Raw genomic sequence first — 14696 nt, forward strand, 5'->3', positions numbered from 1 at the left:
CCATAACAGCAAGAACCGGGAGTGAAATGATGGCCGCCAGCACCGCGCCCGCCTCGAAGAGCGGGCTGTTTGCCGATCCGCGCGAAGACTGGCTCGCGCAGCACACCGAGGAGATCATCGACCCAAAGCGTCCGATCGTCGACCCGCATCATCATCTGTGGGACCGCGGCGGGCTGCGCTACATGCTGGAGGACATGGCGGCCGACATCGCCTCCGGCCATAACGTCATCGCGACCGTCTATGTCGATTGCCGCTCGATGTATCGCGCCTCCGGGCCGGAAGCGTTTCGCCCGGTCGGCGAGGTTGAATTCGCCAACGGCGTCGCGGCGATGAGCGCCAGCGGCGGCTACGGTCCCGCCGCGATCTGCGCCGGCATCGTCAGCCACGTCAACCTGCTGCTCGGCGACGGCGCAAAGCCGGTGCTGGAGGCGGAAACCGCCGCCGGCAACGGCCGCTTCCGCGGCATCCGCCACTCTTCCGCCTGGGATTCGGAGCTTGAGGTCGCCGGCATGTATGCCAAGCGGCCGAAAGGCCTGCTGCTCGATTCCACCTTCCGCAAGGGATTTGCCTGCCTGGCGCCGCTGGGCCTGAGTTTCGACGCATGGTTGTTTCATCCGCAGATCTCCGAGCTCACCGATCTCGCCCGCGCCTTTCCCGACACCAGAATCGTGCTCGATCATTGCGGCGGCCCGGTCGGCGTCGGCCGTTTCGCCGGCAAGCGCGAGGAGACCTTTCCGCAGTGGAAGGCCTCGATCCGGGAAATCGCGAAATGCCCCAACGTCTCGGTCAAGCTCGGCGGCCTCGCGATGTGCCTGCTCGGCTATGACTTTCATCTGCGGCCGAAGCCACCGTCGTCGGAGGAGGCCGCCGCGGCCTGGCGTCCCTATATAGAGACCTGCATCGAGGCCTTCGGCCCCGACCGGGCGATGTTCGAGAGCAACTTTCCGCCCGACAAGGGCCAGTGCAGCTACCAGGTAATCTTCAACGCCTTCAAGCGCATCGCCGCCCAGTACAGCGAGGCCGAGAAGACCGCGCTGTTCTCGAAGACGGCGGCGGATTTTTACAAACTGAAACTCGGGTGAGCCGCGCCTTCAGCGCAGACGCTCACCCTGCAGTCACTGGGATGCCTCGGCGACCGTCATAATCAGCCTTCGTCATAATCAGCCTTGGCGATTCTTCTTCTTTTTCTTCTTTCCGAACGCGGCTTTCGCAGCAGGCGCGCCGGCATGCTGCGCTTGTCCGGCTTGGGCCGGCCTGTCCCGGTGTCGCTTCTTCTCGAAACCGGGCTCCCTGGCAAATTCCGGCCCGCCTTGGCGGTGAGGCTTGCCGTGCGGCTTCGGCCCTCGCTCCTCGCGGGGGTGCTCGTTTCGGCGATCGCCGCGGACGATCTCCTTGTCCTCGCGCCGGGGCGGGTGTGAGCGCTTCTCCGAAGGCGCCTGTGCCTGTGGCGCGCCAGCCAGCGGCTCGATCCGGATATTGTCTTCCTTGTCGGGGCGCCGGATCATGGCAGCAAAGGATTCCGCGGCCCGTGCGGAAATCTCAAACTCGGTGGTGGTGTCCATGATGCGGATGGCGCCGATGTCCTGCTTGTCGATGCCGCCGCGGCGGCAGATCATCGGCAGCAGCCAGCGCGCTTCCGCATTCTTCCGGCGGCCGATGGCGGCACGGAACCACACGCTGCCCTCCGCCATGCCGTGACGCGGCGACGGTTTTCCCGGCTTCGGCCGCGGCGCGCCGGCGCGATCCTCGCCGCGCGACGGCCCGCGGTCTCTCTCCCGGCCGCGATCGTCACGCGATCGGCCAGAGCCCTGGCCGGGATCGAGTATGTCCTCCGGCGAAGGCAGCCGCGCGCGATAGAGCCGCGCCAGGGCCGCTGCGATATCCTCGGGCGTCCGCTCGGCCAGCATCGCCTGCGCCAGCACCAGGTCCTCGGCGGTGGTCTCCTCCGCGAACAGGGTATCCTTCAGCATGCGCTCCTGATCGAGCTTGCGGATTTCTTCCGCCGTGGGAGCCGTGCCCCAGACGGCGTCGATGCCTGCGAGATTGAGCAGCAATTCCGCGCGCCGCTTGCGCGCCGGCGGCACCAGGAGAACGCTGACCCCCTTGCGGCCGGCACGGCCGGTGCGGCCGGAGCGGTGCTGCATCACCTCCGGATCGTTCGGCAGGTCGGAGTGAATGACGAGGTCGAGATTCGGCAGGTCGATGCCGCGCGCCGCCACGTCGGTGGCGACGCAGACCCGCGCGCGTCCGTCCCGCAACGCCTGCAGCGCCTGGGTTCGTTCGTTCTGCGTCAATTCGCCCGACAGCGCGACCACGGAAAACCCGCGCTCCAGCAGCGTCGCCTGCAGATGCCGCACCGCGTTGCGGGTGTTGCAGAACACCAGCGCGCTCGGCGATTCAAAGAAGCGCAACACGTTGACGACCGCGTGCTCGACATCGCCCGGGACGATGCGGATGGCGCGGTACTCGATATCGGCATGGCCGCCTTCGTCGCCCGCGACCTCGACGCGAAACGCTTCGCGCTGATACTGCTTGGCCAGCGCTATGATGCCGCGCGGCAAGGTCGCCGAGAACAGCAGCGTGCGGCGGCTGTCAGGCGTAGTTTTGAGTATGAATTCCATGTCCTCGCGGAAGCCGAGGTCGAGCATCTCGTCGGCCTCGTCGAGCACGACGGCCTTCAATTCCGAGACGTCGAGACGGCCGCGCCGCAAATGATCGCACAACCGGCCGGGCGTGCCGACCACGATGTGGGCGCCGGCGGCCAACTCGCGCTGCTCGCGGCGCGGGTCCATGCCGCCGACGCAGGATACCACCCGCGCATCGGCATATTGATAGAGCCATGCGAGTTCGCGTTGCACCTGCAGGGCGAGTTCGCGGGTTGGCGCCACGATCAGGGCCAGCGGCGCGGCCGCCCGCCCGAACCGCTCGGCGCCGTCGAGAAGGTTCTCGGCGATGGCGAGCCCATAGGCGACGGTCTTGCCGGAGCCGGTTTGCGCCGAAACCAAGAGGTCGCGGCCGCCGGCTTGGTCCGCCAGCACGGCGGTCTGCACAGCGGTCAGTTGATCATAGTTGCGTTCGGCTAACGCCCGGGCCAGCGGCGGAATGGTGGTCGAAAATGTCACGAGATGAAAAACCTTGGTTGGCGTTCAGCGGGAACGCTGAACGGCGCCTCGAACCCTCAAGGGGTCGAAGCTTGCATGTGGCTGGCAGATGCACAGCCGCGTCGGCGGTGGATTTGATTGAGTTGGGTGTCCTTTAGGCCAAATGCGGCCAAAACGCCATGGCTATGGTTGCATGCGAGATCGGCCGCATTGCGGCGCATTGGCGCAATCGACGGCGTTAGGGGCGAAATACGCTCGCTTTGGCGTCGGGCGGCAATTCGCACCGCCCGTTAACCACATCAGGCCCACTCACCCTTGCGGAACACCGGCACCCGCCGGCCGTCGGCGTGGATGCCGTCGATGTCGGTCTGATCCGAGCCGATCATCCAGTCGATGTGGATCAGACTCTTGTTGCCACCCTGCGCCGCGATCTGTTCCGGCGTCAGCTTGCCGCCGTCGACAAAACACTTCGAATAGCACTGGCCGAGCGCGATATGGCAGGCGGCGTTCTCGTCGAACAGCGTGTTGAAGAACAGCAGCCCGCTTTTCGAGATTGGCGAGGAATGCGGCACCAGCGCCACTTCGCCGAGCCGGCGCGCGCCCTCGTCGGTATCGAGCACCTTGTTGAGCACCTCCGCGCCGCGCGTGGCCCTGGCTTCGACGATGCGGCCTTCCTCGAACCGCACCCCGATGCCGTCAATCAGCGAGCCCTGATAGGACAGCGGCTTGGAGCTGACGACATGGCCGCTGACCCGCCGGCAATGCGGCGTGGTGAACACTTCCTCGGTCGGAATGTTGGCGTTGCAGGTGATGCCGTTCTTGGCCGTGGAGGCGCCGCCCTGCCATTCGTGGCCGTCGGCAAGGCCGATCGTGAGATCGGTGTCCGGCCCGGAATAGTGCAGCGCGCTGAAGCGCTGGCCATTCAGCCATTCGGTGCGCTCGCGAAGCACGGCGTTGTGCTTCTGCCATGCCGCGACGGCGCCATCCTTGTCGACACGCGAGGCGGCGAAGATGGCGTCGGCGAGTTTGGCCACCGCGACGTCTTCCTCGTCGCCGGGAAACACCTGCTTGGCCCAGGCCGGGCTCGGATAGGCGATGATGTTCCAGTTGATGTCGAAGCCGACGATTTTCTCCAGCGCCGGCTGATAGGCCATCGAATTGGCCTTGCTGGCGCGCGAGACCTTGACGGGGTCTTCATTCGCCAGCAGCATCGGATTGTCGGCGACGATGGCGAGCCGCGCGGTGTTGGCGGCAAACGCCTTCGACATCCCCTCATAGAGCCAGCCGGCAGCGCGATCGAAACTGTCATCCGGCGCGAAGCGGTAGCGCGCCAGCGTGACCTCTTCGTCGGACAGGATCGGCGTCACCAGGCCCGCGCCTGCCTTGTAGGCGTGCTCGGCGATCTTCCGCACCAGAGGCAGCGCCACGCTCGGCGCGGTCAGGAGCAGGTCCTGACCCGGCTGCAGGTTCAGCCCGACCCTGATGGCGACCTCGGCGAGCCGGTCGAGTTTTGCCGGATCGATCGATGCCGAGATGTTGCGGTCGTGGATGGTCATGGCGGGGCCTCTTTGCAGCAAAGTCTTCTATCTAAACCTGCCATCGCAGGGCGCAATAGCCACGCGCGCAAGCGTTTCGCTTCGTCGTCCCGGGCTCGCGCTCACTTGTCCGGGATGACAGCAAGAACTTATGGCTCAGCCGTTGATTTGAATGTCACTGGAATGTGATTGCCTCGGACATTCGCACGATAACGATAAAAATTAATGCCTGTTGCGCGCTATTTGATCTCGCATTGGCGGGGACCAATACCTATTTATGGAGCAGGTAGGAAATTTGCCCCAAGGACAACTCCGCAAAGGAGCCATCCAATGGCGAACGTGCTGACCTCTGGGGCTTGGCTTTCTGCCCCGACCAAAAAACCCTCATTTTTCGCACGATTGTTGCGCGTTCAGATCGAATCCCGTCAGCGACGGGCCGACCGCGTTGTTGAGCAGTACATTGCCACCCGCGGGCTGCAAAAGCTGTCGGATGATACAGAGCGTCAAATTGAGCGTCTGCTTTTTAAGGCGGGCCAATAGCCATGGTCATACTCATCATCATGCAGATAGCAACCAAGCTCGCTCGTTTCGCGAAAGAGGTTCGTGAAACGTGGTTCGAAGCTCAGCGACTTCGTCGCATCCTTCGCGGCCCGACCGAAGAGTAGCTAAACCCCGCGCGGGCCCATCCGTTTGATCCCGCGCCTGCTGTGCATATTCAACTCCGGACGATCCGCCCGTGCGGCTGATTGGTCTGTCCGGCCGCGTCGCGGATCAGCGCGTGTACATACGCATGAGGAAGGTGTCGCCCAGGTGGAGTGAGCGAAGTTGAACGGCAATCTACCCTCGTCCGCCGTTCCCACAACAGCGGACACTGCTGCGTCCACCAGTGACCTCCGCCGGTGGGTTACTCTCGCGGCAGCCGGCTCACCGGCCTTGCCGGCGAGCCTGAAGAACCGCGCCCGGACCGGTGCTGACCGAATCAGTCTAGCAACGCTGCCCGTTTGACAGACGACACTGGCCGCTACCGGGCTGGCTCTTTGCGTCGGAAGCGGTCTGGGCTTGCGCAAGTGATCCCCCGACGAAAACCGCAAGCGCAAACGTCGCTGCAACCAGAGCCGAAAAACGATTCATGGAATCCTCCTGGTTCAAGAACGCCACCTCCGGCTCGGCGGAGGTGGGTGACAAGGAATGTCGCGCCAACAGTGAGGTCGGCCGGTCGGCGCGTCATCCTCCAAATAGATGAAGACGGCCGAAATGGAATGAGGGTTGCACCGCCCTATCCCAGCTTCGCGGCCGCCAGCACCCGATCCACCATCACAGGCGCAAGGCCGAGATAATTCTTGGGCGAGGTCAGCCGATCGATGGTGGCGCGATCGATGCGCCCGGACACCCGCGGGTCCGCCGACAGTGCGTCGGCGAGCGTCATGCCGTTTTCGCTGGCGAGGCGGCAGGCGTCGTAGACGATATCATGCGCCTGCTGCCGGCCGATCTGGGGCGCCAGTCCCATCATGACGGCTTCGGCGACGATCAGCCCGCGGCTGATGTCGAGATTGTCGGCCATCCGCTTCTCGTCGACGACCAGGCCCTCGAGCGCGAACTTCGCCTGATGCAGGGCGCCGGCGGCGAGCACGAAACTCTCCGGAATGGCCATCCATTCGGCATGCCATGGCCCGGTGGCGCGTTCGAAATCCTGAACCATGGCATCCAGCATCAACCCGGCGTGCTGCCGCACGGCCTTCGAGGCCGCCAGCATCAGCTCGGACGAGATCGGATTGCGCTTCTGCGGCATGGTCGAGGACGCGCCGCGGCCCTTCACGAAGGGTTCGTAGACCTCGGCGAATTCGGTCGAGGCCATGATCATGATGTCGAGCGCGATCTTGCCGAGCGAGCCCGTCACCAGCGCAAGGAAATTCACGGCTTCCGCAAAGCCGTCGCGGGCGACGTGCCAGGTGGACACGGGAACGCCGAGGCCGAGTTCCTCGCAAAGCGCCTGCTGGACTTCCAGCCCCTTGCCGCCGAGCGAAGCCAGCGTGCCGGCTGCGCCCGCGAACTGGCCGACCAGCACGCGCGGCTTCAATTGTTCGAGGCGCTCGGCGTGGCGGTCGAACATGGCGAGATAAATCGCGGTCTTGTAGCCGAACGTCACCGGCAGCGCCTGCTGCAGATGGGTGCGGCCCGCCATCGGCGTATCGCGGTAGCGCTTCGACAGGTCGGCGAGGATGCCGCGTAGTGCCGCGATATCCGCTTCGATGATCTTCAGCGCCTCGCGCAGTTGCAGCACCACGGCGGTGTCCATGATGTCCTGCGTGGTAGCACCCCAATGCACGTAGCGGCCGGCCTCGCCGCATTGTTTTGTCATTTGGTGGACCAGCGGCAAAATGGGGTAGCCGACGATATCGGTTTCCTTCCGCAAGGCATCGAAATCGAACGCCGCAACGTCGGTACGCTTTGCAATCTCCTCCGCCGCCTCGGCCGGGATCACGCCGCAGCGCGCTTCAGCTCTGGCGAGCGCAATCTCGACCTCGGCATAGCGGGAGATCAGGCTGAAGTCCGAAAACACCTCGCGCATGGCAGGGGTGCCGAAGGCGTCGCGGAACAGGATGGAATCGAGAACGGTGGTGGAAGTCGGGAAGGCGGGCATTTGTATCCTCGTCAAATCGCGGGTCAGCGGGCGACGCCGTGGCCCGGCGCTGCGCACAGGCGCGGATCGCGGACTCGATTGGCACCTGTTTCCTTCCGGCCGCGCTCAAGATCCCGTCCGCTCGAGCGCCGCGACCAGCTGGGCGAGGTCGGCTTCGGTGACATGAAGATGAGGCGCAAAGCGGATCGATTGCCCGCGCCGGCTCACGAAGACGTCCCGTTCGCGCAAGCTCGCGGCAAAGTCACCATCATCCCTGCCCGGCAGCGTCGCGCCGAACATGTGCGGCGCGCGCCGCATTGCCGGCAGCACGCCAAAACCTCGCGCTTCCAGCTCCGGCGCGATCCGGTCGGCAATTGCCCCGAGGCTCTCGGCGACCCGCGCAATGCCCCAGGCCCGCAGTTGTTCGAGCGCGGCGATCGCCGCGGGCAGGATTGTAGCGGTGCAGGTCTCGCCGACATCGAACCGCCGGGCTCCGGGACGATAGACATCGCTGTAATTCACGAGGTTCGCAAAATCCTCGGCGCCGGTGCGCGCCAGCCAGGTCTCTTCCAGCGGCCTGGCGTCGCGCCAGCGCGGCGCGACATACATCAAGCCGAAGCCGTAGGGGCACAGCAGCCATTTGTAACCTGCCGCCACCATGAAATCCGGATCGACCGTCGCGAGATCCAGCGGCAGGGCACCGAGCGACTGGGTGACGTCGAGCACCAGAACCGCGCCGATCCGCCGACAGGCGGCGCTGATTTGCGTGAGGTCGAGCAACGCACCGTTGGTCCAGTGACAGTGAGCCAGCGCGACGACACGGATGCCCGGGCGAATCTCCTCGAGGATCGCGGCCGTCCAATCCCCGTCCGCAGGCGTTGCCACCGTCGTCAGGACCGCGCCGGCCTGCGCGGCCGCCCGGCGCCACGGCAGGACATTGGAGGGAAACTCGTCGGCCATCACCAGGATGCGGTCTCCCGGTTCGAGAGTCGGTTCGATGGCGCGTGCGGCAGCGCTCAATCCGTAACTGGCCGCGGGAATGACCGCCCATGCGTCGGAATCAGCGCCGAAAAGATCCGCTGCAAGACTGCGGATACTTTCCGCTTCGGCAAAGAAATCGGATGGCTGACGTTCCCAGGGGCGGCTTTTTGCGCCGGCGGCTTCGAGCAGGCGAGCACGCGAGGCATTCAGCTGCGGGGCGTTGGAGGCGGTGTTGAAATAGGCCACACCCTCGGGAATGTCGAAGAGTGTCCGTTGCGAACCTAAAGGATACATGCGGCTATCTCATCGCGGCTGAAGATCAATCGGATAGCTTCGATCCCGGCAAGCGCGCCGAGGCGGATGCGGTATAGCATCCACGCCGACCATCGCGAACAGCGATTGGAATCATATCTCCGTAGCCCGTTCCCCGGGGTCGGTCAGCCCCTGGAGCGCCGACGAGGACGCTGTCGTTTGGGCGGTTGTTCGAGCGCCCGAAGGCGGGCAACGAGGCGCCGCCCCCGGCTGCGCATGGCGGGGCTGCCGGTACGCGCGAGGGTGCCGAGCAACGGGAGGACTTTCCCGCGCAAGACGGGGTCGCGCGCCGCGAAGTCGGCGAGCGCCTGCATGGCAAATGTCTTCACGATCTTGCTGTCGTCATTCAGGTACACGAACATCCGCTTGATCGCGCGGCGCGTCTCCGCCGGCTCGAGCGTCAGCCGCGGCAGCATCTGGGCCAGATGCCAACGCAACTCCTGCTCGGCCGTTATTGCGGCGAGCACGAGCAGCATGGCCTTGTGTGGCTGAAGCCACTCCGGATGCCGTCGCGTCACTTTCTCCGCTGCATCCGCACAGCGCATCCGGACCAGGACATCGGCGTGGCTGAGCCCGCCGATTACCGTCGCAAGCAGCGACGGCCTTGCCAGAACGTCGCGCACGACGCGGTCCGACTGCCCGATCGACCTGCGATCTCCACCGGCGAGATGGCGAAGCAGATCGCGCATGGCCTACCCTGCCGGCTCGCACGGACCTGCGGGGGCGGAGGTCGGAAAAGCGGGCATCGATTTCCTCGTCAGATCGCGGGTGAGCGGATGATGCTCTGGTTCTTCAAGTGTAGCGCAGCGCCTGCGATTCGTCCGCCGTCCGGCAGGGGGCCTTCCGGCCAGGCTTGTCTTTCTTGTCTCTCTCCTGGACCTTCGGCCTCCAGGACTAGGGCCTGCCGCTCTTCTCGGCGGCTCGGCGCAGGGCTTCGGCCAGCGCGCCGCCGGACGGCTCCTGCGGCTTGCGCGGCGCGGACGACGTCATCGACTTCCTGGAATTGTCGCGCGGCATGCCCTGCGAGGAGCGCTCGCTCTTGCCGCCGGTCTCGTCATCGAGCCGCAGCGTCAGCGCGATGCGCTTGCGGGCGACCTCGACCTCCAGCACCTTGACCTTGACGATGTCGCCCGATTTCACCACCTCGCGCGGATCCTTGATAAAGGTCTTCGACATCGCCGAGATGTGCACCAGTCCGTCCTGATGCACGCCGATATCGACGAAGGCGCCGAACGCCGCCACGTTGGTGACCGTGCCTTCGAGGATCATGCCGCGCTTGAGATCCTTCAAGGTCTCGACGCCCTCCTTGAACACCGCGGCCTTGAAGGCCGGGCGCGGGTCGCGGCCGGGCTTTTCCAATTCGCGCAGGATGTCGGTCACCGTCGGCAGACCGAAGGTGTCGTCGACGAAAGCCTGCGGCTTGACCTGGCGCAGGATCTCCGCGTTGCCGATCACCGCCTTGATGTCGCTCTTGGTCGCGGCAAGAATCTTGCGCACCACCGGATAGGCTTCCGGATGCACGCCGGAGGCGTCGAGCGGATCGTCGCCACCCTGGATGCGCAGGAAGCCGGCGCATTGTTCGAACGCCTTGGGCCCGAGCCGCGGCACCTCCTTCAGCGCCTTGCGCGATTTGAACGGGCCATTGGCGTCGCGATGCTGCACGATGCTCTGCGCCAGTCCGGAGCCGATGCCGGACACCCGCGCCAACAGCGGCGCCGAGGCGGTGTTGGCGTCGACGCCGACGGCGTTGACGCAGTCTTCCACCACCGCATCGAGCGAGCGCGCCAGCTTGCTCTCGCCGAGGTCATGCTGATACTGCCCGACCCCGATCGCCTTGGGATCGATCTTGACCAGCTCGGCCAATGGATCCTGCAGCCGCCGCGCGATCGAGACCGCGCCGCGCAGGGTGACGTCGAGCTCGGGCAATTCCTCGGAGGCAAAGGCCGAGGCCGAATAGACCGAAGCACCGGCTTCCGAGACCACGATCTTCGACATCTTCAGGTCCGGCAGCAGCTTGACCAGATCCATGGCGAGCTTGTCGGTTTCGCGCGACGCGGTGCCGTTGCCGATCGCGATCAGATCGACGCGATGCGCGACCGCGAGCTTGCCCAATGTCGCCAGCGCCTCGTCCCAGCGCCGCGCCGGTTCATGCGGATAGATGGTGGAGGTGGCCACCACCTTGCCGGTGGCATCGACGACCGCGACCTTGACGCCGGAACGGAAGCCGGGATCGAGGCCCATGGTGACCCGCGCGCCGGCCGGCGCCGCCAGCAGGAGGTCGCGCAAATTGGACGCGAACACGCGCACCGCTTCGGTTTCGGCCGCGTTCCACAGCCGCATCCGCAGATCGATATTGAGATGGACCTGGATCTTGGTGCGCCAGGCCCAGCGCACCGTCTCCGTCAGCCACTTGTCGCCGGGGCGGCCCTGGTCGGAAATCGCAAACCGCTGCATGATCTTCAGCTCATAGGAACTGACCGCGGCCGGCGCAGCCGAAACCGGCTCGGGCAGCATCTGCAGATCCAGAATCTCCTCCTTTTCGCCGCGGAACATCGCGAGGATGCGGTGCGACGGCAGCCTGGTGAGCGGCTCGCTGAAATCGAAATAGTCCTTGAACTTCTCGCCCTCGGTCTTCTTGCCGCTGCGAACAGTGGAGGTCATCAGGCCATTCGACCACATCTGTTCGCGCAGCGCGCCGAGCAGGTCGGCATCTTCGGCAAAGCGTTCGACCAGGATGGCGCGGGCGCCGTCGAGCGCGGCGGCGGCATCGGCCACCTGCTTGTCGGCATCGATGAAGGGTACGGCCGCGGCTTGCGGATCGTTCCCCGGCTGTGTCAGCAGCAGATCGGCGAGCGGCTCGAGCCCGGCCTCCCTGGCGATCTCGGCCTTGGTGCGGCGCTTCGGCTTGAATGGCAGATAGATGTCTTCCAGGCGGCCCTTGCTGTCGGCGGCGAGGATCGCGGCCTCCAGCGCGGCGTCGAGCTTGCCCTGTTCGCGGACCGAATTGAGGATCGCGGTACGGCGCTCTTCGAGCTCACGCAGATAGTTCAGGCGTTCTTCCAGCGTGCGCAATTGCGCGTCGTCGAGCGCGCCGGTGATTTCCTTGCGGTAACGCGCCACGAACGGGACCGTGGCGCCGCCGTCGAGCAGCGCCACCGTCGCCTCGACCTGTTGTTCGCGAACGCCGAGTTCTTCCGCAATCTGCCGGTAGATGTTTGCCACGCGCAATCTTTCTCAAAGCCGTCGCGGCCGGTGAATCATCCGCCGCGGGAGGACGCTTATGAACCATCGCCGATCGCTTCTTCAACCCGCCGCACGAAACAAATAGATCTGTGGATGGACGATGTTGATATCCGGGCGATGCAGTCTCCTTGCGAGATGGTGGCATGAATCATGAGACCAGATAAAGGTGGATCGGCGGCGCTCGACTGTGTAAACGGACGCTCCCTCCTGGAGCCCCCATGTCGATCTGCGGACTTGATTTCGGAACCTCGAACACGACGCTCGGCACCATCGTCGGCGATGCGCCGGTTCTGACGGCGCTGGAGGCCGGCCACACCACGATCCCGAGCGCGATTTTCTATCAAGCCGACGGCGGGGTGCTGATCGGACGCAAGGCGATCGAGACCTATGTCGAGGGCGCGCCCGGCCGGCTGATGCGCAGCCTCAAATCGGTGCTCGGCACCGCGCTGATCGAGGAGACCACGCGGCTGGGGCGCGAGCGGACCAGCTTTCGCGACGTGATCGCCTATTACCTCGGCGCGGTCAAACGGCGTGCCGAACAGGCCACCGGCCGCGAGCTGCGCGACGTGGTGCACGGCCGGCCGGTGCACTTCGTCGACAATGCCGACGACGCCGACCGCAAGGCGGAGCAGACCCTGCGGGAGATCGCGCGCGAAATCGGCTTCGGCGAGGTCACATTCCAGTTCGAGCCGATTGCAGCGGCGCTGGACTATGAGCGCCAGATCGGGAGCGAGGAAATCGCCCTGATCGCCGATATCGGCGGCGGCACTTCGGATTTCTCGATCGTGCGGCTGGGGCCGCAGCGCCACGGCAGAAGCGACCGCGCCTCCGACATTCTTGCCAATGACGGCGTGCGCATCGGCGGCACCGATTTCGATCGCCAACTCAGTCTCGGCGTCATCATGCCGCTGTTCGGCTTCGGCAGCGCCATGAAGCGGCCCGGCCTCGATGTGCCCTCGAGTTATTTCCACGACCTCGCCACCTGGTCGAACATCAACCGCATGTACGAGCCGCGGGTGCTCGCGGGCATCCGCCAGGTCCGGCAGGAGGCAAGCGAGCCCGATCTGCTCGATCGGCTGGTGCGGGTGGTCGACGAACAGCGCGGCCATACGCTGGCGATGGAGGTCGAGGAAGCCAAGATTGCGCTGTCCGACAGCCGCCGGGCCAACATCCCGCTGGAATGGGTCGCGCCGGGCCTCGGCGCCGCCATCGGCCGCCCCGACCTCGTCAGCCATACCAGGCAACTGGCCGGGCGCATCGCGGCGCGTATCAAGATCTGCCTGACGCAGGCGCAATTGTCCGCAGGCGATATCGACGCGGTGTTCCTGACCGGTGGCTCGGTGCGGCTCGCGCATGTGCGCAAGGCGATCACCAAGGCGCTGCCGTCGGCCCGGATCGTCGAAGGCGACACGTTTGGTGCGGTCGGCAAGGGCCTCACCCTCGAGGCGCTCCGGCGTTATGGGCCGGGGCATTGAGACCGGCCCGGCATGCCGCCGGACGGCTATTTGCAATGCCCTCCCGGCAATTGCATAGTTGATCCAACGAAATGTCGTGATGGCAGTTGGGGAAAGAGAAAAATGGCGGACGCCGATCTGGATGTCGTAATCCGGCAGCTTGCGAAGCAACAATATAAAGGCTTGATGGCCGCCGCAAAAAAGCGGCGCGATCGCTACATCGGCCTTGCCGCCAAGGCGAAGAATGGCGAGGCCAGGGCCCGCTTCAAGCAGATCGCGAAAGATACCATGTTGCAGGCCACTGCTGCGGCGCGAAGGCTGCAGATTTCAGCCGATAACGCCGCGGACAGCTACGCACGATCGATGCGAAACGCGGCGGAGGCCGCACCGCAGCTCAAGAAGGTGGTCAAAAAGGCGGCCAAGAAGGCGGTGAAGAAGGCGGCCAAAAAGACCAAGGCCTGAGCAGATGACCTCAAGGTAGCTGATGGATCTCAAACAACTGCGCACCTTCCGGGCGGTGGCGGAGCTCGGAAGCCTGAGCAAGGCGGCGGACCGGCTGCGGGCCGCCCAGCCCGCGCTCAGCCGGCACATCAAGCTGCTCGAGCACGAGCTTCGGGTTGAGCTTTTCATCCGCAACGGACGCGGCATGCTCTTGACCAGCGCCGGCCAGATCCTGCTCGACCGCACCACCGGGCTGGTGCGGCAGATCGAACAGGTTCGCGACGACATCCAATCGGCGAGCGGTAAGCCGTCCGGACGGGTGATCCTCGGCCTGGTGCCGACGGTAAGCGCCGTGTTGTCGGGGCGCCTGGCGCGCCGGATCATCACGGATCTTCCCGATATTTCGCTGCGCATCGTGGAAAGCTATGGCGGCCATCTGGTCGAATGGTTGCACCGGGGCGAGATGGATCTCGCCATCACCTACGGTCCCGCCGACGACCTGCATCTTTCCGTCCACTCGATCGGACACGAGGACCTCGCCGTCGTCGGTCCGCCGGGCTCGGGCCTGGCCAGGAAAAAGCAGGTCGAGCTGGAGTGGCTGGTCAAGCAGAGGCTGATCCTTCCCAGCGTTTCGCATGGCCTGCGGGCGCTGCTCGAGAAAGCCGTGGCCCGCAAGAAATTGACGCTCAACGCCATGATCGAGGCCGATTCATACCGCGCCCAGATCGCCCTCATGGAAGAGGGGCTGGGCTACACGCTGTTGCCGGCATCCGCGATCCGCGCCGAGCTGGCGGCCAAGCGGCTGGAAATGGCGGCCCTCGTAAATCCGCCGGTCAGTCGCGAAATCATTCTGGCATCGCCGATCGCGCGCCCCTCATCCATCGCCACCAGCACGATCTCGTCGCTGATCGTTGCCGAGATCGAACAGCTTGCCAAAGAAGGCCTTTGGAAAATCCGGATGGCGGGCTGAAGCGCCGCTTCAGAGTCCTGCAAGACTGATCGGTGTTGC

General features: G+C 65.2%; 11 protein-coding genes. 5 read left to right on the plus strand and 6 right to left on the minus strand.

Features of this window, described 5'->3' with window-relative positions:
• Window positions 1-29: 29 nt before the first annotated feature.
• Window positions 30-1082: an amidohydrolase family protein gene (locus KMZ29_RS24790; protein ID WP_215621636.1), complete on the plus strand. Its 1053-nt coding sequence runs from the start codon at window positions 30-32 to the stop codon at window positions 1080-1082.
• Between the two features lie 78 nt (window positions 1083-1160).
• Here KMZ29_RS24790 and KMZ29_RS24795 read toward each other — a convergent pair whose 3' ends face one another.
• Window positions 1161-3122, minus strand: coding sequence for a DEAD/DEAH box helicase (locus KMZ29_RS24795; protein WP_215621637.1), 1962 nt, complete (start codon window positions 3120-3122; stop codon window positions 1161-1163).
• Between the two features lie 278 nt (window positions 3123-3400).
• On the minus strand, window positions 3401-4657 hold the full coding sequence (locus KMZ29_RS24800) for an aminopeptidase (protein ID WP_215621638.1): 1257 nt from the start codon (window positions 4655-4657) through the stop codon (window positions 3401-3403).
• 309 nt (window positions 4658-4966) lie between these two features.
• Between KMZ29_RS24800 and KMZ29_RS24805 the strand changes: the two genes are divergently transcribed.
• Window positions 4967-5176 (plus strand): hypothetical protein, encoded by a 210-nt coding sequence (locus tag KMZ29_RS24805; RefSeq protein ID WP_215621639.1) that lies wholly within the window; start codon window positions 4967-4969, stop codon window positions 5174-5176.
• Window positions 5177-5912: 736 nt separating this feature from the next.
• Here the strand turns inward: KMZ29_RS24805 and pcaB are convergent.
• From pcaB to KMZ29_RS24825, 4 genes are all read right to left on the minus strand, one after another.
• Window positions 5913-7277 (minus strand): 3-carboxy-cis,cis-muconate cycloisomerase, encoded by a 1365-nt coding sequence (gene pcaB, locus KMZ29_RS24810; protein WP_215621640.1) that lies wholly within the window; start codon window positions 7275-7277, stop codon window positions 5913-5915.
• Between the two features lie 105 nt (window positions 7278-7382).
• A complete protein-coding gene (locus KMZ29_RS24815) occupies window positions 7383-8483 on the minus strand; it encodes an aminotransferase class V-fold PLP-dependent enzyme (protein WP_215621641.1) in 1101 nt (366 codons plus the stop codon).
• Window positions 8484-8674: 191 nt separating this feature from the next.
• Window positions 8675-9238, minus strand: a complete 564-nt coding sequence (locus tag KMZ29_RS24820; RefSeq protein ID WP_215621642.1) for a hypothetical protein — start codon at window positions 9236-9238, stop codon at window positions 8675-8677.
• A gap of 205 nt (window positions 9239-9443) precedes the next feature.
• Entirely contained in the window at window positions 9444-11771 is a 2328-nt protein-coding gene (locus tag KMZ29_RS24825; RefSeq protein ID WP_215621643.1) for a Tex family protein, read from the minus strand.
• A gap of 239 nt (window positions 11772-12010) precedes the next feature.
• On the opposite strand from KMZ29_RS24825, the gene KMZ29_RS24830 reads away from it, so the two are divergent.
• The 3 genes from KMZ29_RS24830 to KMZ29_RS24840 all read left to right on the plus strand — a co-directional run bounded on the left by KMZ29_RS24830 (window position 12011) and on the right by KMZ29_RS24840 (window position 14657).
• Window positions 12011-13267, plus strand: coding sequence for an Hsp70 family protein (locus tag KMZ29_RS24830; RefSeq protein ID WP_215621644.1), 1257 nt, complete (start codon window positions 12011-12013; stop codon window positions 13265-13267).
• 102 nt (window positions 13268-13369) lie between these two features.
• On the plus strand, window positions 13370-13708 hold the full coding sequence (locus tag KMZ29_RS24835) for a hypothetical protein (protein WP_215624404.1): 339 nt from the start codon (window positions 13370-13372) through the stop codon (window positions 13706-13708).
• A 22-nt stretch (window positions 13709-13730) separates the two neighbouring features.
• A complete protein-coding gene (locus KMZ29_RS24840) occupies window positions 13731-14657 on the plus strand; it encodes a LysR family transcriptional regulator (RefSeq protein ID WP_215621645.1) in 927 nt (308 codons plus the stop codon).
• Window positions 14658-14696 lie beyond the last annotated feature (39 nt).

Source organism: Bradyrhizobium sediminis (genome assembly GCF_018736085.1).
GTDB classification, from domain to species: domain Bacteria; phylum Pseudomonadota; class Alphaproteobacteria; order Rhizobiales; family Xanthobacteraceae; genus Bradyrhizobium; species Bradyrhizobium sediminis.

Coding starts and splice junctions, on each gene's coding strand:
- KMZ29_RS24790 (WP_215621636.1), top strand. CDS start 30: ATGGCCGCCAGCACCGCGCCCGCCTCGAAGAGCGGGCTGTTTGCCGAT.
- KMZ29_RS24800 (WP_215621638.1), bottom strand. CDS start 4,657: ATGACCATCCACGACCGCAACATCTCGGCATCGATCGATCCGGCAAAA.
- KMZ29_RS24805 (WP_215621639.1), top strand. CDS start 4,967: ATGGCGAACGTGCTGACCTCTGGGGCTTGGCTTTCTGCCCCGACCAAA.
- pcaB (WP_215621640.1), bottom strand. CDS start 7,277: ATGCCCGCCTTCCCGACTTCCACCACCGTTCTCGATTCCATCCTGTTC.
- KMZ29_RS24820 (WP_215621642.1), bottom strand. CDS start 9,238: ATGCGCGATCTGCTTCGCCATCTCGCCGGTGGAGATCGCAGGTCGATC.
- KMZ29_RS24830 (WP_215621644.1), top strand. CDS start 12,011: ATGTCGATCTGCGGACTTGATTTCGGAACCTCGAACACGACGCTCGGC.
- KMZ29_RS24835 (WP_215624404.1), top strand. CDS start 13,370: ATGGCGGACGCCGATCTGGATGTCGTAATCCGGCAGCTTGCGAAGCAA.
- KMZ29_RS24840 (WP_215621645.1), top strand. CDS start 13,731: ATGGATCTCAAACAACTGCGCACCTTCCGGGCGGTGGCGGAGCTCGGA.